This is a genomic window from Mycobacterium parascrofulaceum ATCC BAA-614 (assembly GCF_000164135.1).
Taxonomy (GTDB): domain Bacteria; phylum Actinomycetota; class Actinomycetes; order Mycobacteriales; family Mycobacteriaceae; genus Mycobacterium; species Mycobacterium parascrofulaceum.
The window spans coordinates 640394-662921 of the sequence record NZ_GG770553.1 but is presented as its reverse complement, the minus strand read 5'-3'; the positions used below and the strand labels follow the sequence as shown (position 1 = coordinate 662921).

Sequence of the window (22528 nt, the reverse complement as noted above, 5' to 3'; positions counted from 1 at the left end):
TAGCTGCCCGACCGGGGGGGTGACCGGCGGCTGCGCGGCCGGGGCAGCCGGCGCGGGGAGGCCGACCGGCGAGGCCGCGGGGGTTTGCGCGGGGGCCTGAACCGGGGCCCCGGGCACGGTGACGCGGAAGCCGTTGATGATGGCGTCGGTGGCCGGTGCGTCGGCCACGGCCACCGCCCGATCGGTGGTCACCGCGAGCGACACCAGGTAGTTGTCGTGCCCGGAGGTGGCGATGACGTGGCGGCGCGAGGTGTTCAGCGTTATGTCGCCGTCGCGGTACGTGCCCTCAACGATCGACGACGGGAAACCACCGAAGTCGGCCATCGAGGCGTTGGTGGGTTGCCAGGCCAGCAGCTTCTGGCTGTCGACATAGCCATGGCTGATCGCCTCGCGGGGGTCGAAATCGCCGACCAGCTTGTACACCACCACCTGGGCATTCGAGCTGTAGATGCTGCTGCCCTGCCGGTCGGCGATGACCGCGAACGCGTCGGGCACGTTGGGGTCGGGCACCTGAGTCCAGCGAGCCGGCACCGGCAAGGTGATGTCGAGCGCCTTGAGCCCCTGCGGCTTTTGCGCCTCGAGCTTGACCCCCTTCGACTCCAGGTATTCCCGGATCGTCCCCGAGGTGGCGGGCGTGACCGCGGGGGTCACCGGCGTGACAGGCGCGACCGCGGCGGGGGCGGCAGCGCCCGGAGCCGTCGGTGACACAACGGGATTCGACGCGGGCGGGGCGGCGAGCAGCCTGTTGGTGGGAGCCTGCCCCGGCGCGGCGGTGACGTTCTGCGGCGCGGGCGCCGGGATGGCGGGGACGGGCGATGGCGCGGGAAGCAATGGGTCCGCCGATGCCTGCGCGCCCGTGACAACCGCCATGCCGATCAGGCCGGCGACCAATCCCCCGAGGAGCGCACGGTGGGCGGGGACGATCTCGATCATCTGCGTCGGTCCTTCCAGTGGCGCACTGCCAGCAGTTAGAGGCCGACTGTAACTACAGGTCAAAGGCGGTGAACAGGGCCGAAATAGAGCTGGGATGAACCTCTGATCGGTGCGCAACGGAACCGAGACCATCCTGTGGCCGGCGGCCGGCCCGGGGGCGCCCTTATACCCTGTTCAGGTGACCGAATCCCCGACCACCGCCGCCGACAGCGACCACGGTGCCGTTCAGGCCGACTCCGACGCGCCGACGTATCGCTACACGGCGGCGCTGGCGGGCCGTATCGAGAGCACCTGGCAGGAGAACTGGGCGAAGCTCGGCACGTTCAACGTGCCCAACCCGGTCGGCTCGTTGGCGCCGACGGATGGCACCCCGGTTCCCGCCGACAAGTTGTTCGTGCAGGACATGTTCCCCTATCCCTCGGGCGAGGGGCTGCATGTCGGCCACCCGCTGGGCTACATCGCCACCGACGTGTACGCCCGGTATTTCCGGATGACCGGACATAACGTCCTGCACGCGTTGGGTTTCGACTCCTTCGGGCTGCCCGCCGAGCAATACGCCGTGCAAACGGGAACGCATCCGCGGACCCGCACCGAGGCCAACGTCGTGAACTTCCGGCGCCAGCTGGGCCGGCTGGGTCTCGGGCACGACAGCCGCCGCAGCTTCTCGACCACCGACGTCGAGTTCTACAAGTGGACGCAGTGGATTTTCCTGCAGATCTACAACGCCTGGTTCGACACCGCCGCCGGCAAGGCCCGGCCGATCGCCGAGTTGGTCGCCGAATTCGACTCCGCGGTAAGGCGCCTGGAGGACGGCCGTGACTGGGCGACATTGTCGGCGGGGGAGCGGGCCGACGTGATCGACGGTCACCGACTGGTCTATCGCGCGGACTCGATGGTGAACTGGTGCCCGGGGCTGGGCACGGTGCTGGCCAACGAAGAGGTCACCGCCGACGGGCGCAGCGACCGCGGCAACTTTCCCGTGTTTCGGAAACGGTTGCGGCAGTGGATGATGCGGATCACCGCCTACGCCGATCGGCTGCTCGACGACCTGGAGCTGCTGGACTGGCCGGAACCGGTCAAAACCATGCAGCGCAACTGGATCGGCCGTTCGACCGGGACCAGGGCGCTGTTCTCGGCCGGCACCGCCAGCGGCGCGACGGTCGACATCGAGGTGTTCACCACGCGGCCCGATACCCTGTTCGGCGCCACCTACCTGGTGCTGGCCCCCGAGCACGACCTGGTCGACGGGCTGGTCGCGGCGGGCTGGCCGGACGGTACCGACCCGCGGTGGACCTACGGCGCCGGCACTCCGGGTGAGGCGGTCGCGGCCTACCGGCGGGCGATCGCGGCCAAGTCGGATCTCGAGCGTCAGGAGAGCAGGGAGAAGACCGGCGTCTTTCTCGGCAGCTACGCCACCAACCCCGCCAACGGCAAGCCGGTGCCGATCTTCATCGCCGACTACGTCTTGGCGGGGTACGGCACCGGCGCGATCATGGCGGTTCCGGGTCACGACCAGCGCGACTGGGACTTCGCCCATGAGCTCGGCCTGCCGATCGTGGAAGTGATTGCCGGCGGCGACATCTCGCAGGGCGCATACCCCGGTGACGGGGTGCTGGTCAACTCCGGCTATCTCGACGGTATGGATGTCTCGGCGGCAAAGGACGCGATCACCGCCCGTTTGGAGGCGGAGGGCCGCGGCAAGGCGCGGATCGAGTTCAAGCTGCGGGACTGGCTTTTCGCGCGGCAGCGCTACTGGGGTGAGCCGTTCCCGATCGTCTACGACAGCGACGGGCGCGCACACGCGCTCGACGAGGCCGCGCTGCCGGTCGAACTGCCCGACGTGCCCGACTATTCGCCGGTGCTCTTCGACCCCGACGACGCGGACAGCGAGCCGTCGCCGCCGCTGGCCAAGGCGACCGACTGGGTACACGTCGAACTGGACCTCGGCGACGGCCTGCGGCCGTACACCCGCGACACCAACGTGATGCCGCAGTGGGCGGGCAGCTCCTGGTACGAACTGCGCTACACCGACCCACACAACTCGGAACGGCTGTGTGCCAAGGAGAACGAGGCCTATTGGATGGGCCCGCGGCCCGCCGAGCACGGCCCCCAGGATCCCGGTGGTGTCGACCTGTACGTCGGTGGCGCCGAACACGCGGTGCTGCACCTGTTGTACGCGCGGTTCTGGCACAAGGTCCTCTACGACCTCGGCCATGTCAGCTCGCGGGAGCCGTACCGCCGGCTGGTCAACCAGGGCTACATCCAGGCCTTCGCCTACACCGACTCGCGCGGGTCGTACGTCCCGGCCGACGACGTGGTCGAACGCGGCGGCCGCTTTTACTACCCGAGTCCCGGCGGCGAGATCGAAGTCTTCCAGGAATTCGGCAAAATCGGTAAGAGCCTGAAGAATTCGATTTCACCGGACGAGATCTGCGACGAGTACGGCGCGGACACGCTGCGGGTGTACGAGATGTCGATGGGTCCGCTGGAGGCCTCCCGGCCTTGGGCGACCAAGGATGTCGTCGGCGCGCATCGTTTTCTGCAGCGGGTCTGGCGGCTGGTCGTCGACGAGCAGACCGGCAAGACACGGGTGATCGACGTGGCCGAGGAACGCGGGCTCGACACCGCGACCCTGCGCGCGCTGCACCGCACTGTCGCGGGGGTCTCCGAAGACTATGCCGCGCTGCGGAATAACACCGCGGCGGCCAAGTTGATCGAATACACCAACCACCTCACCAAGGAGCATCGCGACGCCGTGCCGCGCGCGGCGGTCGAGCCACTGGTGTTGATGCTGGCCCCGCTGGCCCCGCACATGGCCGAGGAGTTGTGGCTGCGGCTGGGTCACACCACGTCGCTGGCGCACGGCCCGTTCCCGCACGCCGACCCGGCCTACCTGGTCGACGACAGCGTCGAATACCCGGTCCAGGTCAACGGCAAGGTGCGTGGGCGGGTGGTGGTGGCCGCCGACGCCGACCAGGACACCCTCAAGGCCGCGGCGTTATCGGACGAAAAGGTGCAGGCCTTCCTGGCGGGCGCCAACCCGCGCAAGGTGATCGTGGTGCCCGGCCGGCTGGTCAACCTGGTGGTGTAGCGGTAGCCCAGTCAGCGACCCGTGGGCCGCAACACCACCTCGTGGACGTGCCCGTCCGGCGGCGTGGCCACCACATTGGCGACCGCGGTGGCGACGGTTTCCGGTTTGAGGAACTTGGCGGGGTCATACGTGCCGCCCTCGAACGCGACGAGTTCGCGCTGCATCTGGCTGTCGGTGCGCCCGGGGTACACGGTTGTCACCCGAAGATCCGGTTCGTCGGCGCGCAACGAGTCCGCGAAGGCGCGCAACGCGAACTTGCTGGCCGAGTAGGACGCCGTGCCGGGGGAAACGTTGCGGCCCGAACCGGAGTTGATGAACACCACCTGACCATGAGCGCGCCGCAGCGCCGGCAGCAGCGCCAGCGTAAGTTCAACCGGCCCAAACACATTGACGGCGAAGGTGGTACGCCACTCGTCGACGTTCGACTCCGCGACGTGGCCCGGAATCGACACCCCGGCGTTGTGCACCAGGACGTCGAGTTCGTCCACGATCTCGCAGGCGGCCTCGATGTCACCCGAGTCGGTCAGGTCCAGGGGGAAGGTCGTCGAACCGAGCCGTTCGGCGACGGCGTCGAGGCGGTCCGAAGGCCGGCCGGCCAGCAGCACGGTATGGGTGGGGGCCAGCGCCGTGGCGATCGCGGAGCCAATGCCGCCGCCGGCGCCGGTGATGAGTGCAGTGGGCATGTACCGCAGTCTACGTGCGTTGCGAAAGGCGTTGCAGATGCGTCGGTTTCACGCCTCTTTGCATGCCGGGGGCTCGCCCGCGGGGCCGGAAGCCGGTTCTCCGGAGGCCAGCCGCTCCAGCGGCGCCAGCGCCTGCATCAGGGTGCTGAGGTCGGACGCGGGGAGCTGGCTGAGCATCGCCGCCAGGGAAGCGCGCCGGTTGGCCAGCGACTCACCGTGAACGGCACGCCCGCGCGGGGTGATGTCGACGAGCACCGCCCGCAGGTCGGACGGGTCGCGCGACCGTTTCACCAGACCCAGCTTTTCCAGCCGGCGGATCGCCACGGTGGTGGTGGGCGTCCGCACGCGTTCGTGGGCCGCCAGGTCGGTCATCCGAATCGGCCCCTGATCCAGCAGGGTGACGAGGATCGACAGCTGCGCGAGGGTCAGCTCGCCCGCGGCCGCGGTGCCGCTCGGGTCCCCGCGACGCAGAATCGAAAACAATTTGGACAGCGCACGGTGCAACCCTTCCGCAAGCTCGGTCACGTCGGCCGAGGTGGATTCGCTGTCCGCCATAAACGGGGAGTCTAACGTGATATCAGGCGCGGACAAGATAGCTGCGCCTACTGGCGAGTAGTGAATGGCAGTGGGGCGGTCAAAGCACTTGAGACAGAAATCGCTGTAAACGCTCGGTCTGCGGGGCTTCGAAAATCTGCTCTGGAGGCCCGGATTCCACGACCTTGCCGCGATCCATGAAAACAACGGTGTCGGATGCCGAGCGGGCAAAGCCCATTTCGTGGGTGACGACGATCATCGTCATGCCGTCGGCGCCGAGATCGGCAATGAGTTGCAGAATTCCCTTGACCATTTCGGGATCCAGAGCCGAGGTGGCCTCGTCGAAGAACATCACCTGCGGGGCCATGGCCAGCGCGCGGGCGATGGCGACGCGTTGTTGCTGGCCGCCGGATAGCATCCCGGGCCGCGCATCGGCCTTGTGTCTCAGCCCAACTCGGTCCAATTGCGCCAGCGCCAGGTCGCGCGCCTCGTCGGCGGGCAGGCGCCGCAACTTGCGTGGCGCCATCGCCACGTTTTTCAGCACGCTCAGGTGCGGGAACAGGTTGAAATGTTGAAACACCATGCCGATCCGTTGGCGCAGCTCGTTGGGATCGTCGCGCAACACCGACCGGCCGTCCAGCAGGATGTCGCCGCTATCGGGTTCGTGCAACCGGTTCAAGGTGCGCAGCAGCGTCGACTTGCCCGAGCCGGACGGCCCGATGACGGCGACGGTGGTACCCGCCGGAGCCTCGAAGTCGACGCCGCGCAGCACCTTGTTTCCGCCCAGCGTCTGATGAATGTTCCTGGCGGCCAACGAGACGGACTGCCGGCCAGCCACGGGTTCGCTCACGTGATCTCCTGGCCGAACGTCGTCGCGAGCATGTCGGAACCGTCGTCCGGGTCAGCGGTACGGCGCCCGCGGCGCAGGCGCGCGTCGATGTAGTTGACCAAATGCGTCAGCGGGATGGTCAAGATGAGATAGAAGAGGCCTGCGGCCACCAGCGGCGACAGGCTCCCGGTCTGGGCGTTCAAATCCCGGCCGACTTGGAAGAGCTCTCGCTGTTCGGCGATGAGGCCCAGAAAGTACACCAAAGCGGAGGCCTTCAACAACCCGATGAACTGATTCACCAGCGCGGGCAGCACCCGCCGTATTCCTTGCGGCACCACCACCAGCCGCATCGCGGTCGGATAGCTGAATCCGAGCGCGCGGGAGGCCTCCAACTGGCCGGGGTCGACGCTTTGAATTCCCGAGCGCAGGATTTCGCCGATGTAGGCGGCGGCCATCAACCCCAACGCCGCGATTCCCAACGGGTAGGGATTCTTGTTCGTCAATCCGCCGACCAGTGGGCCGACGCCCATGCCGATGAGCAGGATGATGACCACTTCGGGGAGGCCGCGGAAGATATCGGTGTACACCCGCGCCGGCCAGCGCAGCCAACGCCGGTTCGAGATGCCCGCCATGGCCAGCACCATCCCCAGCGCCAGGCCGATCACGATGGCGCTGTTGGTCAGGATCAACGTGTTCGGCAGCCCCGTCGTCAACAGAACGGGGATGGCGCGCCGGTACATCTCCCAGTCGAAGAACGAGTCGCGCAGCCGGGCGAGGGTCGACTTCGGCGCGGAAGGACCAGCGGCCGCGCGATGCTGGCTCGCGGCGATCGCGGCGAAGTCCGGCAGGGTGGGGGCGGGCGCGGCTTTCGACCCCGGTTTCCACCCGGGCGGCAGCGTGCGCGGCACCCACTGGCAGTACAGCTTGGCCCAGGTGCCGTCGGCGATGACCGCGTCCAGGCCGGAGTTCAGCGCGTCGATCAGCGGCTGGTTCTCCTTGGCCACCGCGTAAGCCACGAAATTGCCTGGGCTGAAGGTGTTCGCGACGGTCACGGCGGGGTCGCCCGGCCGAATGACGGTCGAGGCAAGGGTTCCGGGCGCCACCCACGCATCGATCTGCCGCGTCTTGAGGCTGGCGTACAGGGTGGTGAAGCCCGGGTACTTCACCGGCTGCAAATGCAGGGTGTCGACGACGTAGGACTCCTCGACGGTGCCCTGGACCACGCCGATGCGCTGGCCGGCGGCCAGCTCGCCGAAGTTGTGGATCGGTGAGCCGGGGGGCACCACCAGGGAGTAGAAGCCGAAGTCGTAGCCGTTGGTGAACGAGACGGTGCGGCGGCGCTGGTCGGTGGCTTTCACCGACGCCGAGCCGACGTCGAAGCGCCGGGAGGCCACCTGCGCCAGCAGTGCGGAGAAGTCGGTGCTGACGAAGCGCAGTTGCAGGTGCAACTTGTCGGCGATGGCGCGCAGCAGCAGGTTGTCGAAGCCGCTGAACTCGCCGGTCGGGTTGATGCAGATGTTGGGCGGGGCGTCCGACAGCGTGCCCACCGTGAGCACTCCCGGTGTGCCAAGGCCCAGAGCGCCGGTGTCGACCGACGTGAGTGGTTCGACGGAACTCGTGGTGTCCCGGTCTTCTTGCGGAGTGGGGCGGCTCTCGGTCAGATCCTTGGGCAACGCGCGGGCGCTGTCCAAACCGGCCGGCGCGCACTGGTTCCAGTCGGCGGCCGCGGGCGCGGCCAGCCCGCCTAATGCCATGCCGCACACCAACACCGTCGTCGCGGCCAGTCCGAACAGCCTCCCGCGGCGCTGGGTGCGCCCGTTTACGCGCACATTCATCCCTGCCACCGTATCGACCGGCCGGGGGCCTCGTCGGGTGAGCGCCCGACCTAGATCGCCAGCGGCTCCACGTCGACGGTTTCCGCGTCGGCGAGTACCTCGAGCGGTCCGGGCACCAGGCGGGTCATGTCGTCGGGTGGGGTGAACACCCTGCGCCTGGACAGTTCCGCGAGCATGGTTTGCGCCATCAGGTAGGAGCGACCCACGCAGGCGGCCCGGGCGGCCTCGGGATCGCGCCGATGGATCGCGGCGGTCTCGTCCTCGTAGAACGGCAGCATTTCGTCGCGGCCGCCTTGATAAGTCAGCCAGAACACCCGGGGGACGAGGTTTTGCGAGGCGCGGATGGTGGCGTGCAACCGCGGTCCGGCGTATTCGTCGTTGATGGTGCGCCGGTACTCGTCGGCGAGGTCGCAGAAGGCCCGCGAATCCTTGGCGGTGCGCAGCGATCGCATGAGGGCGTCGAGTTGGCCGAGGATCCGCGGGGTGGGACTGGTGGCCGCACGCGCGGAAGCGATGCCGTTGAGCAGGCCGTCCAGTTCGTGGTGCTCGAGGACGGTGGCTTCGTCGAACCGCTCGACGAACGCTCCCCGGTGATAGCGGGTGGAGACAATGCCGTCGTGTTCGAGTTGGACCAACGCCTCTTGAATGGGGACGCGGCTCACTCCCAGCCCGAGCGCGATCTCATTGCGATCGACACGGTCGCCGGTGCGCAACTTCCCCGTCAGCAAGAGGTGGAGGATGTGCGAAACAACCAGGTCCTTTTCTTTGACCCCGTATTTCTTCGGCATTCGTCGTTGAGTCTCTTTCAAGCCCGGTGCGGCCAGCTAGCGCGAGAAGTTTCTCACGAGTGGGCTAGTACTTTCCGGTGTTTGGCCGATAAATGGCGGCGACGGTTACCGACCATCGCGCCAGCGGCACAGCGCTTCCGCGGCGGCGAGGTCGTAAGCCGGACCGTCGCACGCCACGGTCAGCAGCGTGACGCCCAGGCCGACGAGGGTTTCGGCGTTGTCGACCAGCGCGCCGCGGTTCGGCACGGCGGCCGAGCGTTCGATGCCGGCCGGCTCGCGCCCGACGTCGGCGCAGTGCCGGGCCAGGACTTCCGACTTCGCCGGGAATTCGTCGGCCGAGGTGAAGCTGTGCCAGATGTCGGCGTATTCGGCGACCAGGCGCAGCGTTTTGCGCTCACCCCCGCCGCCGATGAGGACCGGGATGTCGTGCGTCGGCGGCGGGTTGAGTTTGGCCAGCCGGGACGTGATCCGGGGCAGCGCGCTCGCGAGGTCGTCCAGGCGGCTGCCCGCGGTGCCGAATTCGTAGCCGTACTCGTCGTAATCCTTCTGCTTCCAGCCCGAACCGATCCCGAGCACGAGCCGGCCGTCGCTGATGTGGTCGACGGTTCGGGCCATGTCGGCCAGCAACTCGGGATTCCGGTAGGAGTTGCAGGTGACCAGCGCGCCGATCTGGATGCGTGAGGTCTGCTCGGCCCAGGCCCCGAGCATGGTCCAGCACTCGAAATGCGCGCCGTCGGGGTCGCCGTAGAGAGGGAAGAAGTGGTCCCAGTTGAAGGCGATGTCGACGCCGATGTCCTCGCAGCGGCGCACGGCGTCACGGATTTGGCGGTAGTCCGGCGCGTGCTGGGGCTGCAGTTGCACGCCGATGTGGACGGGGAGATCAGAGGTCATGGCGCCACTCCTCCTCATCGCTGCGCTCTGCATCGTCGTTGTCGCGGCTCATGGGACCACCGTAGGCTCACCGCGTGCCGAGCACCCCGCGCAGCAGGTCGATGAGGGCGAGGGGCTGGTCGCTTTGAACTGAATGCCCGGAGTTCTCCACGACGTGTGCGGTGCGGAAATGCTTTGTGCGACGGCTGAGTTCGGCCGCATCGTCGTCGCTGACGAATCCCGACTTGCCGCCGCGGATGAGGGTGATCGGCGCGGACAGCCTGTCCACGTCGTCCCACAGGACATCGAAGTCGGGGAACTTGCGGATGGCGTCGTACCGCCACGTCCAGTTGCCGTTGTCCAGCCGGCGCGAGTTGTGAAAGACGCCGCGGCGCAGCGCCTTCACTTCGCGGTGCGGGGCGGCGGCGATCGTCAGGTCCAGCATGGCCTGGAAGCTGGGGAATTCGCGTTCACCGTGCATCAACGCGACCGTGCCCTGCTGTTCCTTGGTCATCTCCGAGTGCCGTTGCAGCGCCGACGGGGTGACGTCGATCAGGACGAGTTCGTTGACGAGTTCGGGAGCCACGGCGGCCAGCCGTATCGCGGTCAGGCCGCCCAGCGACATGCCGACGACGAGGTCGGCGCCGGGCGCGTGCTCGCGCACCGCCGGCAGCAGGGCGTCGGCGTTGATCTGCGGCGAGTAGTCGCCGTCTTCGCGCCATCCCGAGTGGCCGTGCCCGGGAAGGTCCACGGCCAGTGCGGGCTCGCCGAGGCCGACGATGACGGTGTCCCAGGTGTGCGCGTTCTGCCCGCCGCCGTGCAGGAAGACGACGCGCGGTTCCGTGGCACCACCCCAGCGCAGCGCGCTGATCTTGCTCGCCCCCGTGCCCGTCTCGACGCGGCGCACGTCGGGCAGCGGGCCGGTGACGCCGGCTTGCTCGGCGTTCTCGGCCAACAGCGCGAATTCGGACAACCCGTCCAGGTCTTCTTCGGAGATTTCGGCCACGATCTACAGACACTAGCGCCGGGGAGCCGCCGTCCGTCTAGAGGACGTAGCGACGGCGAATGCCGTGGAACCGCTCCCACATCGCGGCGGTGCGCTGCGCGGGAGTCACCAGGGTGGTGTCCGCCGGCAGGGCGGCGAGCACCTCACCGTGCTTGACGACCCGGGTGCTCAGCGTGGCGGGCTCGCCCTCGAGCATGTGCCGGTAGGTCAGGTTGCCGCGCCGGAAGCCCTGGGTGTCGAGCCAGTTGTGCACGCCCGGGTCGCGGTGGGCCAGGACGAGCCGGACGCGGCCGTCGGTGTCAATCTTGGTGCGGCTCGGCGTGTAACTCACCGGTCGGTACAGGTAGTCCATGCTGTTGAAGAACACGCCCATGTTGGTCAGCATCCACAGGCCGTCGTGGGCTTCGAATTCGACGATCAGCGCCTCGTCGTCGGCCAGTTCCCAGTACATGTTGGTGGCGGCGCGGCCGCGCTTGCCGTCGGCGTCGGTCGCGTCCACGCGGGGGAAGGCGTTCGGATGCTCGTCGTCGACGCCGCCGTAGGCGAAGGGGAATTCGGGCCAGTCGGCCATCAGGCCGGTGACGAAATCACCGGCCCAGCGCATCGCCGCGACCATCTCGGTGGGCGACGGCAACGGCTTGGGGGAGTCCATGTCGATTCGCTCGATGCGCAGTTGTGCCGGTAGCTCGTCCCAGCGGTCGAACCCCTGGCGGATGAACAGTTTGCGCGATCCGGCGGTGGTGGGCAGCCAGTTCGGTCCGCGCTCGGGTCCGCCGATGTAGAGCTCGAATTGGCCGTCGTCGCCGATGTCGAGCTGATGGCCGAGCAGGTTGGCTTCCGGTGTGTCGCCGAAGGGTTCGTGCAGTACGCCGGGTCCGGGGACGCGCTGCCCCTGGACCGCTATGTTGAAAAACCTTGCCGTGCCGCGCGTTCCGCTGAGGCGATACGGCGATTGCCCGTCGATCCACGCCTGCTGGTAGGTGAAGTCGGCGCAGTCGCCACCGAGCTTGCGGGTGGGGCCGCAGAAGGTGTGCAGCGCCGGGTAGCGGGTGTCGTGGGTTTCGAGCGCGAGATCGAAGGCTTGGCCGAGGTTTTGGGTGAGGAACCGGTAGGCGTCGACGCGATGGGTCCCGGATGCGGGGTTGGCCTGCTTGAAGGCCTGCTCGCCCGCCCGCTGCAGCCGCGCGCAGAATTCGGACCAGGCGGACTGCAGCGCTGCGTCGTCGGGACCGTCCCCGAAAGCCATCTCTAGGCCCCCAACCTGTCGAGGATGGCGCCCACGGCGTCGCATGCGCGGCGGGCGGATTCCCGGCGGCCCTCCCGGTCGGGCCGGGGGCCGATCAGTTCCAGGTCGAAGCCGTGCGGGTAGCCGCCGGCGAGGGCTTGGGCGACGATCGCCTCGATCGGAATCGTGCCGTCGCCGGGGACCGCCCGGCCGGGCAATGTGCGGTCGCCGAGCACGTAGTCGCTCAACTGGATGAGTGCGGTGCGCGGCAGCGCCCGCTGCAGCATCGCGTCGAAGTCGCCCTCCGCCCAACAGTGGAACACGTCAATGCAGACACTCAGGTTGGCCATCTCGGCCAGTGTGACCGTGTCGCGCAGCGTATGGGCGATGTGGAGGTCGGCGTACAGGCTGGAGGCGTTTTCGATGGCCAGCGCGGGCCCCGCCGCTCGGGCGTGCGCCACGCAGGGCGCGACCATGGCGCAGAACCGTTCGGCGGCCTGCCCCCAGGTGAGGTCGCCGCGCCCGCCGGTGAGCAGGTACACGGTGCGCGCACCGGCGGCGGCCGCGGCGTCGATCACGGTGCACAGCGCGTCGTGGGCGGCCTGTGCGTCGCCGGACAGCGCGCCGCCGGCGAAGAGGTGATAGACGGCCTCCACGGTATAGGCGTTGCGCTGCAACAGCATCGGGAAGCCCGGGTCGAGCAGCTCGCTGTCGAGGATGCTCAGGCGGGACACCCCGAGCGCGGCCCAATGTGCTGCCATCTCGGTGAGCGAGTCGCCATAGAAGGTGACGTCGTGCACGGACAGCCGTCTGTGTGCGCTGGTCACGTCACGGCCGGTTCTCGATGGCGACGCCGAATCGCTCCCGAAACGGCCGGAATTCCGCGTGCAGCGCGTCGAGGTCCTCGCCGATGTCGGTCAACAGCCGGGTCGAGTAGGTGAACTTGCCGTAGCGGTCGCCGCGATTGTTGGCCAGGTACGCGCGCATCACCGATTCGGCCCGGCCGGTCAGCTCGCGACCGCAGAACGCGTAGTAGCGCCGCACGGTGCCGATGTGGTCGGCGATGAAGTCCGAGTAGCGGACGTGCAGGATGCGCGGATCGTCCACCAGGGGATTGCTCATCGTGTTCGCGATGCTGGCGCGGGTCATCTCGAGGTGCTTCTTGGCCTCGGCGTGCAGGTCGACCGGACCGACGACGCCTTCGGCGATGTCGGCCATCATCATGGTGCGTGACGCGGCGACCTGTACCGGGTCGCGGTGCAGCCACACCATGCGCGCGTCGGGGTAGGTGTCGAAGAGCTCTTTGAGCCGGAATCCGTGAAATCCTTTGAGTGCCCAGCGCTTCCGCGGCCGGTGGTATTGCAGCTGCTGCAGCATGGCCTTGTGCAACCGATATTGCGCCGCCGCGTCGGTGGCCAGGCCGCCGACCAGCGACTGCATCGGCACGCGCCACCAGGCGGTCGGCGTCATCACGCGGAAGTCGAACGCCCAGGTGCGCTCGTCCTCGGGCAGGCCGTCGCCCAGCATGTCGTTGTAGGGGTGGCTGCGCAGCCACTTGGGCATCTTGGCGTTGATCTCGCGCCAGTCGGCGTCGGCCCGCTCCCGGCGGTCGTCGTCGGGCCCGGCCAGCCCCGGCGGCGGCGACGGGTACATCACCTCCCAGAACCGCAGCGCCCGCGCCTGTGGATCGACGGACATCAGGGCGTGCATGAGCGTTGTGCCCGAACGGGGTTCGCCGGTCACGAACATCGGCCCCTCGATCACCTCGTCGGCGACGGGGTGGCGGTTGCGGTCCTCGATGAATTCCAGCCGCGACGTCAGCAGCCATCGGCACACCTGCGCTGCTTGCCGATTGCCGTCGGCGTCCATGCCGAGGGCGTTGAGGTGGTCGACGGCGACGGTGAAGCGCTGCGGCAGTGTCGGATCGCCGTAATCGCTGAGGCCGGTCGCCTCCTGCGCGTCGGCGAGCAGCCGGGCGGCGTCCAGGCGGGTCGTCACGCCGGCACCCCGCAGAGCCGCATCAGCTCGTCTTCGGCAGTGCGGACGTTGGCCGCCGACGCCTCCGCGTAGCGCAGGCCGGCCATGGCGCCGTAGTCCAGAATCTTCGGCACGCGCAGGCCGGCGTCCACATACGTCTTGACGATCTTGGCGACCTGCGTCGGTGTGCCGTGCGGCACGACCGCCAGGATCATCTCGGGCCGCGCCTTGTCGAGGAAGTCGATGATGCGCTCGCGGGTGAGCACGGCCGGGTCGATGTCCTGGAACCCGCGCCATCGATCGCCCATCGGGTGTTCAAAGCCGAAGCCGCGCAACGTCTCCGCGGACACCTGCAGCAGGAACGCCTTGACCAGGGGTGCCCGCAGGATCTCGGCCAGGGCGTCGTCGTCTTCGCCGATCAGGCAGACCTGGATGAAGCAGGGTGTGATCGCCAGCGGGTCGCGACCTGCGCGCTCCGCCGAAGCCCTTACCACGCCGAGCATCTCGGCGTAGTGCTCCGGTGTCCAGGCGCCGGCCGGCCACCACCCGTCGGCGTGCCGGCCGGCGATGTCCAGCATGCGCGGGCCGCTGGCGCCGATCCAAATCTGCGGCGGCCGGCCCGCGTAGGGTTCGGTGTCCAGCCGGGCGTGGCGCAGGGAGTAGAAACGGCCGTCGAAGTCGACTGGGCCGTCGCTGTCCCACAGCAGCCGGATCACCGTCAGCGCTTCCTCGAAGCGGCTGACCGGCCGGGAGAAGTCGAAGCCGTACGGCAGGGTGTTCTCGCTCTCGCCGCTGCCCAGCCCCAGGATGAAACGCCCCTTTGCGAGGTGGTCGATCGTCAGCGCCGTCTGCGCCAGCATGCTGGGGTGGCGGCGCACGGTGTCGACGACCGCGCTGACGAGCGGAACGTTCTCGGTCAACACGGCGGCCGCCGCGGCGACCGCCAGCCCGTCGAGGTGGCGGTGCGGCGACGGGGAGGCGGTGGCCAGGTCGGTGAATTCGGGCGTCCAGATCGAGTCGGGCCAGAAGCTGACCATGTGGTCGGGCAGCCAGATCGAGTGGTACCGGCCGCCGTCCAACTCCTGGAGCCGGGACAGGTCGAGGGGGAGCGTCGTGCGCAGGAACGCGGCGGGCTGAACGGTCATCGAGAGATGATGCTAAGCACCCGCACAGCGTCGTGGGGACGAATCGGCTCGAGCGGCCGCCAGGCGCCGAGCGTCACGCCAGCGTGGCTGCGGGCGCCGAGCGTCACGCTGGCGTGACACAGAGAGCCCCGCGAGACGAATGTGCGGTGAGGTCACCGAAGCGACCTCACCGCACATCCGGTGAAAGGTGAAAGGGTCAGGCCTCGACGATGAACTCTTCGAGCTGGGTGCGCGCGACGTCGTCGGGCAGCTGCTGCGGCGGGCTCTTCATCAGGTAGGCCGACGCCGGGATCACCGGGCCGCCGATGCCGCGGTCCTTGGCGATCTTGGCCGCCCGCACCGCGTCGATGATGACACCCGCCGAGTTCGGCGAGTCCCACACCTCGAGCTTGTACTCCAGGTTCAGCGGCACGTCGCCGAACGCGCGGCCCTCCAGCCGCACGTACGCCCACTTGCGGTCGTCGAGCCAGCCGACGTGGTCGGACGGGCCGATGTGCACGTCCTTTGTCTTGAACTCGCGCTGCAGGTTGGAGGTGACGGCCTGCGTCTTGGAGATCTTCTTGGACTCGAGGCGCTCGCGCTCGAGCATGTTGAGGAAGTCCATGTTGCCGCCCACGTTGAGCTGCATGGTGCGGTCCAGCTGCACGCCGCGGTCCTCGAACAGCTTGGCCATCACGCGGTGGGTGATGGTGGCGCCGACCTGGCTCTTGATGTCGTCACCGACGATCGGCACGCCGGCGTCGGCGAACTTCTTGGCCCACACCGGGTCGCTGGCGATGAACACCGGCAGCGCGTTGACGAACGCCACGCCGGCGTCGATGGCGCACTGGGCGTAGAACTTGTCGGCCTCCTCCGAGCCCACGGGCAGGTAGGACACCAACACGTCGACCTGGGCCTCTTTCAGCGCCTGCACCACGTCGACGGGCTCGACGTCCGAGAGCTCGATGGTGTCGGCGTAGTACTTGCCGATGCCGTCCAGCGTCGGGCCCCGCTGCACCACCACGTTGGTGGGCGGCACGTCGGCGATCTTGATCGTGTTGTTCTCCGAGGCGAAGATCGCATCGGACAGGTCGAAGCCGACCTTCTTGGCGTCCACGTCGAAGGCGGCGACGAACTTGACGTCGCGCACGTGGTACTGGCCGAACTTCACGTGCATCAGACCGGGCACGGTGCTGTTCTCGTCGGCGTTCTGGTAGTACTCGACGCCCTGTACCAGCGAAGACGCGCAGTTACCGACGCCGACAATGGCGACTCGTACCTCCGTCTGCGCCTTTTCCGCCGTCGGCGGCTGGTGCTCACTCATAGGGCGTTCTCCTAACTCCATAACCTTGTGTCGCAGCTGATCGGATTCGTGCAGGGGTGTTACGTCTACTCGGAGAGGCCGGGCATGGCCCGCTCCGCAGCGATGAGCTCGTTGAGCCACTTCACCTCGCGCTCACTGGACTCGAGCCCCAATTGGTGAAGTTGGCGGGTGTACCGGTCGAACGAGTTGCTGGCCCGCGCCACCGCTTCGCGCAGGCCTTCCCGCCGCTCCTCGACCTGACGGCGACGGCCTTCCAGGATGCGCATGCGCGCTTCCGCCGGCGTCCGGTTGAAGAACGCCAGGTGCACCCCGAAGCCGTCGTCGGTGTAGTTGTGCGGGCCGGTGTCGGCCACCAGCTCACCGAAGCGCCGACGGCCCTTGTCGGTTAGCTGGTAGACGCGCCGGGCCCGCCGAACCGGCGTCCCGGCCGGGGCGGCGTTTTCGGCGATCAGACCCTCGGCCTGCATCCGCCGGAGGGCCGGGTACAGCGAACCGTACGAGAACGCGCGGAACGCCCCGAGGAGACCGGTGAGACGCTTGCGCAACTCGTACCCATGCATCGGCGATTCGATCAGCAGGCCGAGGATGGCGAGCTCGAGCATCGAATCACCCCCTTTGCACGGTTGGTTACGACGGTTCGACGCCTCGCGTCATCGTATCGTCCCGATATATTCGCCACAACACCACCGGATGTTTGTCAGCTATTAGCCCGGGCGCGCGGAAACCGATCGCGGCGGCGGCCGGCGGTCGCTAGGACGGCAAGTTCAGCCGCTTGACGGTGCCGTCACCTGCGAAGACGATGTAGCCACCACCGTAGTCGCTGGAGACATAGAGCGATAGCGACAAAGCGCCCGGGGTGGTCGGGTCGGTGGCCGGCTCGATGTTGAGGTATTCGGTTTTGACGTCCGACGGCTTCATGTGGAGCGTCTGCGGGGCGCCGCGCATGATGCCGACCGTCGCGGTGACGTCGAACTTGCTCAGGTCGACGGGGGCGGGTCCGTCCGCGGAGCTCTTGGCCGAGCTGGTCGGGTCGCCCCAGCCGCCGCGGTATGTGTAGGCCAGGACGCGGCGGTCGTCGGAGGGATCCGGACGGTCGAGCACCGCGTAGGTCGGGTAGATGACCAGCCGGTACCCCACGGTGTCGCCGAACCGTTTGCGGGTTTGCTCGAGCAGGCCGGTGAGCCCGCCGACCGAATGCAACTGGGTGGGCGGGGTCAGGACCAGGGGGGCGACGCCGTCGGGCTTCGCGCCAGGATCGGTGGTGAAGTCCAGCGGCGACCTGGTGTTGCCGTAGAGGCCCCAGCCGATGCCCACGCCCAGCAGCACCGACACGACGAACGCGGCGGCGAGCGGCCCCCAGCCGCGCAGCCTCGCCGGGACCGGACGGGCCTCGGCGGACGGCGGGTGCAGCGCGGTGCTGTCGGTCTGCAGATCGGTCACCAGTGCCTGCAGGTCGCCGAGGGTGACCGCCTTGGTGGCCGCGCTGACCCGTTCCCGGTGCTCCTCCATCGAGAGCTCGCCGTCGTTCAGCGCGTTGTCGAGGATCCTGCAGGCGTCCTGCCGGTTGATGTCCTTGGCGCGCGTGCCCGCCCCGCCGCTGGTTGTCGCCGCGCCGCCCAGTGATGTCCCGAGCCATTTCGCCACGGGGATGATCGTAGAGTCCGGCCGCGGTTCGGCACAGAAAGCACCGGCCGGTTAGCCGGCTCGGGCCGCCACGGTTTTGGTTGCGTATCGGCGCCCGGGATGGCGACGTACTCTGGTGGGCGTGCGACTGCAGCGACAAGTGGTGGACTACGCGCTCCGGCGGCGAGCACTGCTGGCCGAGGTGTACTCGGGCCGCACGGGAGTGTCCGAGGTGTGCGACGCGAACCCTTATCTGCTGCGCGCCGCCAAGTTTCACGGGAAACCGAGCCAGGTCATGTGTCCCATCTGCCGCAAGGAGCAGCTGACGCTGGTGTCGTGGGTGTTCGGCGAACACCTGGGTGCGGTGTCGGGATCGGCGCGCACGGCCGAAGAACTGGTCCTGCTGGCCACCCGCTTCGAGGAGTTCGCCGTCCACGTGGTGGAGGTGTGCCGGACCTGCAGCTGGAATCATCTGGTCAAGTCGTACGTGCTCGGCGCGGCGCGCCCGCCCAAGGGCACGCGTGGCACGCGGACGGCGCGAAACGGCGCGCGCACGGCCATTGAATAACGACGGACGCCACAACCAGTCGTCCAGCGACGCGGATGGGCCGGCGACTGAGGGTGTGGGCAAACAGGGAAGTGGTGAGCGCCCGCGTAGCGCGCCGCCGGCGCCCGGGCAGCGTCGCGGGGTTCCGCCCGATGACCGGATGACCACCATCCTCCCGCCGGTCGCCGACGACCGGTCGCCCCGGCGGCCCGACCCCAGCATCGAGGAAGTCAAGGCCGCGCTGGACAGCCCTCCGTCGGGACCCTTACAGCGCGACGCGCTCGACGAGGTCAAGGCCGCGCTGGACAGCAGGACGCCGCCGCGCCGCGACCGGACCGGCGGGGGAGGCCGCCCACCGGAAGGGCCACCGCCGCCACCCGGACCGCGGGGTCGGTCCGGCGGCCCCGACGGCTCCGGACCCGGACCGACGGGCGATGTCCACTGGACCCAGCAGATCAACTGGTTGTGGGTGCGGCGCGCCGCCTATCTGTCGGCGGCGGTCCTGGTGCTGCTCCCGATCGTCACGTTTGCCATGGCGTACTTCATCGTCGACATCCCCAAGCCGGGCGACCTGCGCACCAACCAGGTCTCCACCATCCTGGCGAGCGACGGATCCGAGATCGCCAAGATCATCCCGCCCGAAGGCAACCGGGTGGACGTCAACATCAGCCAGGTGCCGGTGCACGTGCGCCAGGCCGTGATCGCCGCCGAGGACCGCAATTTCTACTCCAACCCGGGGTTCGACTTCACCGGGTTCGCGCGGGCGGTGGACAACAACCTCTTCGGCAACGGCGACCTGCAGGGCGGGTCGACGATCACCCAGCAATATGTGAAGAACGCGCTGGTGGGTTCAGCCCAGCACGGCTTCAGCGGCCTGATGCGCAAGGCCAAGGAATTGGTCATCGCCACCAAGATGTCGGGGGAGTGGTCGAAAGACGATGTGCTGCAGGCCTACCTGAACATCATCTACTTCGGCCGCGGCGCGTACGGCATCTCCGCCGCCGCCAAGGCGTACTTCAACAAGCCCGTGGAGCAGCTCACCCTCTCCGAGGGGGCACTGCTGGCGGCGCTGATCCGGCGCCCCTCCGCCCTGGACCCGGCCATCGATCCGAAGGGCGCCCGGGACCGGTGGAACTGGGTGCTCGACGGCATGGTGGAGACCAAGGCGCTCTCACCCAGCGACCGTGCGACGCAGGAATTCCCCCAGACCGTGCCGCCCGACCAGGCGCGCGCGGAGAACCAGACGACGGGGCCCAACGGGCTGATCGAGCGTCAGGTGACCAAAGAGTTGATGGAGCTGTTCAACATCGACGAGCGGACCCTGAACACCCAGGGCTTGCAGGTCACCACCACCATCGACCCGAAGGCGCAGCAGGCGGCCGAGAAGGCGGTGTCGAAATACCTTGACGGGCAAGACCCCGACATGCGGTCGGCCGTGGTGTCGGTCGACCCGCACGACGGGTCGATCCGCGCCTACTACGGCGGCGCGGACGCCAACGGTTTCGACTTCGCGCAGGCCGGGCTGCAAACCGGTTCGTCGTTCAAGGTGTTCGCCCTGGTCGCCGCCCTCGAGCAGGGGATCGGCCTGGGCTACCAGGTCGACAGTTCGCCGCTGACGGTCGACGGCATCAAGATCACCAACGTCGACGGCGAGAGCTGCGGCACCTGCAACATCGCCCAGGCGCTCAAGCAATCGTTGAACACCTCCTATTACCGCTTGATGCTCAAGCTCAAGGGCGGGCCGCAGGCCGTCGCGGACGCCGCGCACCAGGCCGGCGTCGCGACCAGCTTCCCCGGTGTGGACCACACGCTGTCCGAGGACGGCAAGGGCGGGCCGCCCAACAACGGGATCGTGCTGGGGCAGTACCAGACCCGGGTGATCGACATGGCGTCGGCCTACGCCACGCTGGCCGCCTCCGGCGTCTACCACCGGCCGCATTTCGTGCAGAAGGTGGTCAACTCGGACGGCCAGGTGCTTTTCGACGCGAGCAATGCCGACAACAACGGCGAGCAGCGGATCCCGAAGGCCGTGGCCGACAACGTCACCGCGGCCATGGAGCCGATCGCCAGCTACTCGCGCGGCCACGCGCTGGCCGGCGGTAGGCCGTCGGCGGCGAAGACGGGCACCACGCAGCTGGGCGACACCAACGCCGACAAGGACGCCTGGATGGTCGGCTACACGCCGTCGTTGTCGACGGCGGTGTGGGTGGGCACCGCGAAGGGCGACGTGCCGCTGGTAACCGCTTCGGGCGCGCCGGTTTACGGCTCGGGCCTGCCGTCGGACATCTGGAAGTCCACCATGGACGGCGCGCTGAAGGGCACCTCGAAAGAGTCCTTCCCCAAGCCGACCGAGATCGGTGGGTATGCGGGTGTCCCGGCGCCGCCGCCCCCGCCCCCGCCGCCGTCGGTGACCGTCATTCAGCCCACCATCGAGGTGGCGCCGGGCATCACGATCCCGGTCGGGCCGCCCACCACGATCACCAACGCGCCGGGCGGCAACGGCCCCGGCGGCCCCGGTGGCCCCGAGCCGGGCGGCCCGCAAGCTCCACCGCCGCAACCGCCGCCGTGACCGACGCCGAGCAGCGCAGCGCCACCATCTCCCCGGGGCCGCTGGCCGGTGATTTGCGCTGTGTCGACAATCGCGACTGCCCGAGCCGCACCGACTCGCTGGGTGCCGCGCTCGCGGAGGTCGTCGGGGGACCGGTCGGCAGGCACGCGCTGATCGGTCGGACACGGCTGATGACCCCGCTACGGGTGATGTTCTTGATCGGCCTGGTGTTCCTCGCGCTCGGCTGGTCGACGAAGGCGGCCTGCCTGCAGAGCACCGGCACCGGGACCGGCGATCAGCGGGTGGCCAACTGGGAGAACCAACGCGCGTACTACGAGTTGTGTTACTCCGATACGGTTCCGCTCTACGGCGCGGAGTTGTTGAGCCAGGGGAGGTTTCCGTACAAGTCGAGCTGGGTCGAGACCGACGGCAGCGGCACCCCGCAGACGCGTTACGACGGCCGGCCCGCGGTGCGCTACATGGAGTATCCGGTGCTGACCGGCATGTATCAGTACGTGTCGATGGCGTTGGCGAAGACCTACACCGCGCTGAGCAAGCTCGCTCCGCTCCCGGTGGTCGCCGAGGTGGTGATGTTCTTCAACATCGCGGCGTTCGGCCTGGCGCTGGCCTGGCTGGGCACCATCTGGGCCACCGCCGGGCTGGCGGGGCGCCGGGTCTGGGATGCGGCCCTGGTGGCCGCGTCACCATTGGTGATCTTTCAGATCTTCACCAATTTCGACGCACTGGCAACGGGATTGGCGATGGCCGGGCTGCTGGCGTGGGCCCGGCGCAAACCGGTGGCGGCCGGCGTCCTGATCGGGCTGGGCGCCGCGGCCAAGCTGTATCCGCTGCTGTTCCTCGGGCCGATGGTGGTGCTGGCGATTCGGACGGGACGGTTCCGCGCCCTGGCGCGCACCGCGGGGACGGCCGCGGTGACCTGGCTGTTGGTGAACCTGCCCGTGCTGGTGCTCTTTCCGCGCGGGTGGTCGGAATTCTTCCGGCTCAACACCCGGCGGGGCGACGACATGGACTCGGTGTACAACGTCGTGAAGTCCTTCACCGGCTGGCGCGGATTCGACCCCAAGCTGGGGTTCTGGGAGCCGCCGACGGTGTTGAACACGGTGGTCACGGTCCTGTTCGTCATCGGTTGTGCGGCAATCGCTTACGTGGTGCTGACCGCTCCGCAGCGGCCAAGGCTGGCGCAGCTGTTGTTCCTGGTCGTGGCGGTCTTCCTGCTGACCAACAAGGTGTGGAGCCCGCAGTTCTCGCTGTGGCTGGTGCCGTTGGCGGTGCTGGCGTTGCCGCACCGCCGGATCCTGCTGGCGTGGATGACCGTCGATGCCGCGGTATGGGTGCCGCGGATGTACTACCTGTACGGCAACCCGAACCGGTCGCTGCCCGAGCAGTTCTTCACCACGACGGTGCTGGTGCGTGACGCCGCCGTCATTGCATTGTGTGCGTTGGTGATTCGCCAGATCTACCGCCCCGACGAGGACCTGGTCCGCTGGGGCGCCCGGGTGGACGACCCGTCGGGCGGCCCCTTCGACCGCGCGCCCGACGCCCCGCCGGGGTGGCTGCCGGACTGGCTGCG

The 22528-nt window shown here is 68.5% G+C and carries 19 protein-coding genes; 4 read left to right on the top strand and 15 right to left on the bottom strand.

Annotated elements, in window-relative coordinates:
- Nucleotides 1-933, bottom strand: a 933-nt coding sequence (locus tag HMPREF0591_RS03215) for an LpqN/LpqT family lipoprotein (RefSeq protein WP_007166971.1), incomplete at its 3' end; no start/stop codon positions are given.
- A gap of 178 nt (nucleotides 934-1111) precedes the next feature.
- Between HMPREF0591_RS03215 and leuS the strand changes: the two genes are divergently transcribed.
- The gene (gene leuS / locus HMPREF0591_RS03210; RefSeq protein ID WP_040621731.1) at nucleotides 1112-4024 is read left to right on the top strand and encodes a leucine--tRNA ligase; all 2913 of its coding nucleotides are present in this window, start codon (nucleotides 1112-1114) and stop codon (nucleotides 4022-4024) included.
- An 11-nt stretch (nucleotides 4025-4035) separates the two neighbouring features.
- On the opposite strand, the gene HMPREF0591_RS03205 is transcribed toward leuS, so the two are convergent.
- From HMPREF0591_RS03205 to HMPREF0591_RS03140, 14 genes are all read right to left on the bottom strand, one after another.
- Nucleotides 4036-4707, bottom strand: coding sequence for an SDR family oxidoreductase (locus HMPREF0591_RS03205; protein WP_007166969.1), 672 nt, complete (start codon nucleotides 4705-4707; stop codon nucleotides 4036-4038).
- A 48-nt stretch (nucleotides 4708-4755) separates the two neighbouring features.
- Entirely contained in the window at nucleotides 4756-5262 is a 507-nt protein-coding gene (locus HMPREF0591_RS03200; protein WP_007166968.1) for a MarR family winged helix-turn-helix transcriptional regulator, read from the bottom strand.
- A 79-nt stretch (nucleotides 5263-5341) separates the two neighbouring features.
- Nucleotides 5342-6091: an amino acid ABC transporter ATP-binding protein gene (locus HMPREF0591_RS03195; RefSeq protein WP_007166967.1), complete on the bottom strand. Its 750-nt coding sequence runs from the start codon at nucleotides 6089-6091 to the stop codon at nucleotides 5342-5344.
- A complete protein-coding gene (locus HMPREF0591_RS03190) occupies nucleotides 6088-7905 on the bottom strand; it encodes an ABC transporter substrate-binding protein/permease (RefSeq protein ID WP_007166966.1) in 1818 nt (605 codons plus the stop codon). Before HMPREF0591_RS03190 ends, HMPREF0591_RS03195 begins: the two co-directional genes overlap by 4 nt.
- Nucleotides 7906-7955: 50 nt before the next feature.
- Nucleotides 7956-8693, bottom strand: coding sequence for a GntR family transcriptional regulator (locus HMPREF0591_RS03185; RefSeq protein ID WP_007166965.1), 738 nt, complete (start codon nucleotides 8691-8693; stop codon nucleotides 7956-7958).
- A 105-nt stretch (nucleotides 8694-8798) separates the two neighbouring features.
- Entirely contained in the window at nucleotides 8799-9584 is a 786-nt protein-coding gene (locus HMPREF0591_RS03180; protein WP_040621009.1) for an LLM class F420-dependent oxidoreductase, read from the bottom strand.
- A 67-nt stretch (nucleotides 9585-9651) separates the two neighbouring features.
- Entirely contained in the window at nucleotides 9652-10560 is a 909-nt protein-coding gene (locus HMPREF0591_RS03175) for an alpha/beta fold hydrolase (protein WP_425270149.1), read from the bottom strand.
- 46 nt (nucleotides 10561-10606) lie between these two features.
- Nucleotides 10607-11815 (bottom strand): DUF1214 domain-containing protein, encoded by a 1209-nt coding sequence (locus HMPREF0591_RS03170; protein ID WP_007166962.1) that lies wholly within the window; start codon nucleotides 11813-11815, stop codon nucleotides 10607-10609.
- A gap of 2 nt (nucleotides 11816-11817) precedes the next feature.
- A complete protein-coding gene (locus tag HMPREF0591_RS03165) occupies nucleotides 11818-12621 on the bottom strand; it encodes a sugar phosphate isomerase/epimerase family protein (RefSeq protein WP_007166961.1) in 804 nt (267 codons plus the stop codon).
- A 1-nt stretch (nucleotide 12622) separates the two neighbouring features.
- Nucleotides 12623-13792 carry a sulfotransferase family protein gene (locus tag HMPREF0591_RS03160; RefSeq protein WP_007166960.1) on the bottom strand — a complete coding sequence of 390 codons (1170 nt, stop codon included), beginning with the start codon at nucleotides 13790-13792 and terminating at the stop codon, nucleotides 12623-12625.
- Nucleotides 13789-14916 carry an LLM class flavin-dependent oxidoreductase gene (locus tag HMPREF0591_RS03155; protein ID WP_007166959.1) on the bottom strand — a complete coding sequence of 376 codons (1128 nt, stop codon included), beginning with the start codon at nucleotides 14914-14916 and terminating at the stop codon, nucleotides 13789-13791. Before HMPREF0591_RS03155 ends, HMPREF0591_RS03160 begins: the two co-directional genes overlap by 4 nt.
- A gap of 196 nt (nucleotides 14917-15112) precedes the next feature.
- Nucleotides 15113-16219: an inositol-3-phosphate synthase gene (locus HMPREF0591_RS03150; protein WP_007166958.1), complete on the bottom strand. Its 1107-nt coding sequence runs from the start codon at nucleotides 16217-16219 to the stop codon at nucleotides 15113-15115.
- Nucleotides 16220-16284: 65 nt separating this feature from the next.
- Nucleotides 16285-16821, bottom strand: a complete 537-nt coding sequence (locus HMPREF0591_RS03145; RefSeq protein WP_007166957.1) for a PadR family transcriptional regulator — start codon at nucleotides 16819-16821, stop codon at nucleotides 16285-16287.
- A 148-nt stretch (nucleotides 16822-16969) separates the two neighbouring features.
- Nucleotides 16970-17863: a DUF1707 SHOCT-like domain-containing protein gene (locus HMPREF0591_RS03140; RefSeq protein WP_007166956.1), complete on the bottom strand. Its 894-nt coding sequence runs from the start codon at nucleotides 17861-17863 to the stop codon at nucleotides 16970-16972.
- A 121-nt stretch (nucleotides 17864-17984) separates the two neighbouring features.
- Here HMPREF0591_RS03140 and HMPREF0591_RS03135 point away from each other — a divergent pair, with 121 nt between their 5' ends.
- The 3 genes from HMPREF0591_RS03135 to HMPREF0591_RS03125 form a co-directional block, all read left to right on the top strand.
- Nucleotides 17985-18410 (top strand): DUF5318 family protein, encoded by a 426-nt coding sequence (locus HMPREF0591_RS03135; protein ID WP_040621729.1) that lies wholly within the window; start codon nucleotides 17985-17987, stop codon nucleotides 18408-18410.
- 55 nt (nucleotides 18411-18465) lie between these two features.
- Entirely contained in the window at nucleotides 18466-20958 is a 2493-nt protein-coding gene (locus HMPREF0591_RS03130) for a transglycosylase domain-containing protein (protein WP_040621006.1), read from the top strand.
- Nucleotides 20955-22528: glycosyltransferase family 87 protein (locus tag HMPREF0591_RS03125; protein ID WP_007166953.1), on the top strand; the 1574-nt coding region annotated here is incomplete at its 3' end. The genes HMPREF0591_RS03130 and HMPREF0591_RS03125, both read left to right, overlap by 4 nt.

Bases quoted from the DNA above. Each gene is read 5' to 3' on its own strand.
- HMPREF0591_RS03205 (WP_007166969.1), bottom strand. From the start codon at position 4,707: ATGCCCACTGCACTCATCACCGGCGCCGGCGGCGGCATTGGCTCCGCG.
- HMPREF0591_RS03200 (WP_007166968.1), bottom strand. From the start codon at position 5,262: ATGGCGGACAGCGAATCCACCTCGGCCGACGTGACCGAGCTTGCGGAA.
- HMPREF0591_RS03190 (WP_007166966.1), bottom strand. From the start codon at position 7,905: ATGAATGTGCGCGTAAACGGGCGCACCCAGCGCCGCGGGAGGCTGTTC.
- HMPREF0591_RS03185 (WP_007166965.1), bottom strand. From the start codon at position 8,693: ATGCCGAAGAAATACGGGGTCAAAGAAAAGGACCTGGTTGTTTCGCAC.
- HMPREF0591_RS03180 (WP_040621009.1), bottom strand. From the start codon at position 9,584: ATGACCTCTGATCTCCCCGTCCACATCGGCGTGCAACTGCAGCCCCAG.
- HMPREF0591_RS03170 (WP_007166962.1), bottom strand. From the start codon at position 11,815: ATGGCTTTCGGGGACGGTCCCGACGACGCAGCGCTGCAGTCCGCCTGG.
- HMPREF0591_RS03155 (WP_007166959.1), bottom strand. From the start codon at position 14,916: ATGACCGTTCAGCCCGCCGCGTTCCTGCGCACGACGCTCCCCCTCGAC.
- HMPREF0591_RS03150 (WP_007166958.1), bottom strand. From the start codon at position 16,219: ATGAGTGAGCACCAGCCGCCGACGGCGGAAAAGGCGCAGACGGAGGTA.
- HMPREF0591_RS03145 (WP_007166957.1), bottom strand. From the start codon at position 16,821: ATGCTCGAGCTCGCCATCCTCGGCCTGCTGATCGAATCGCCGATGCAT.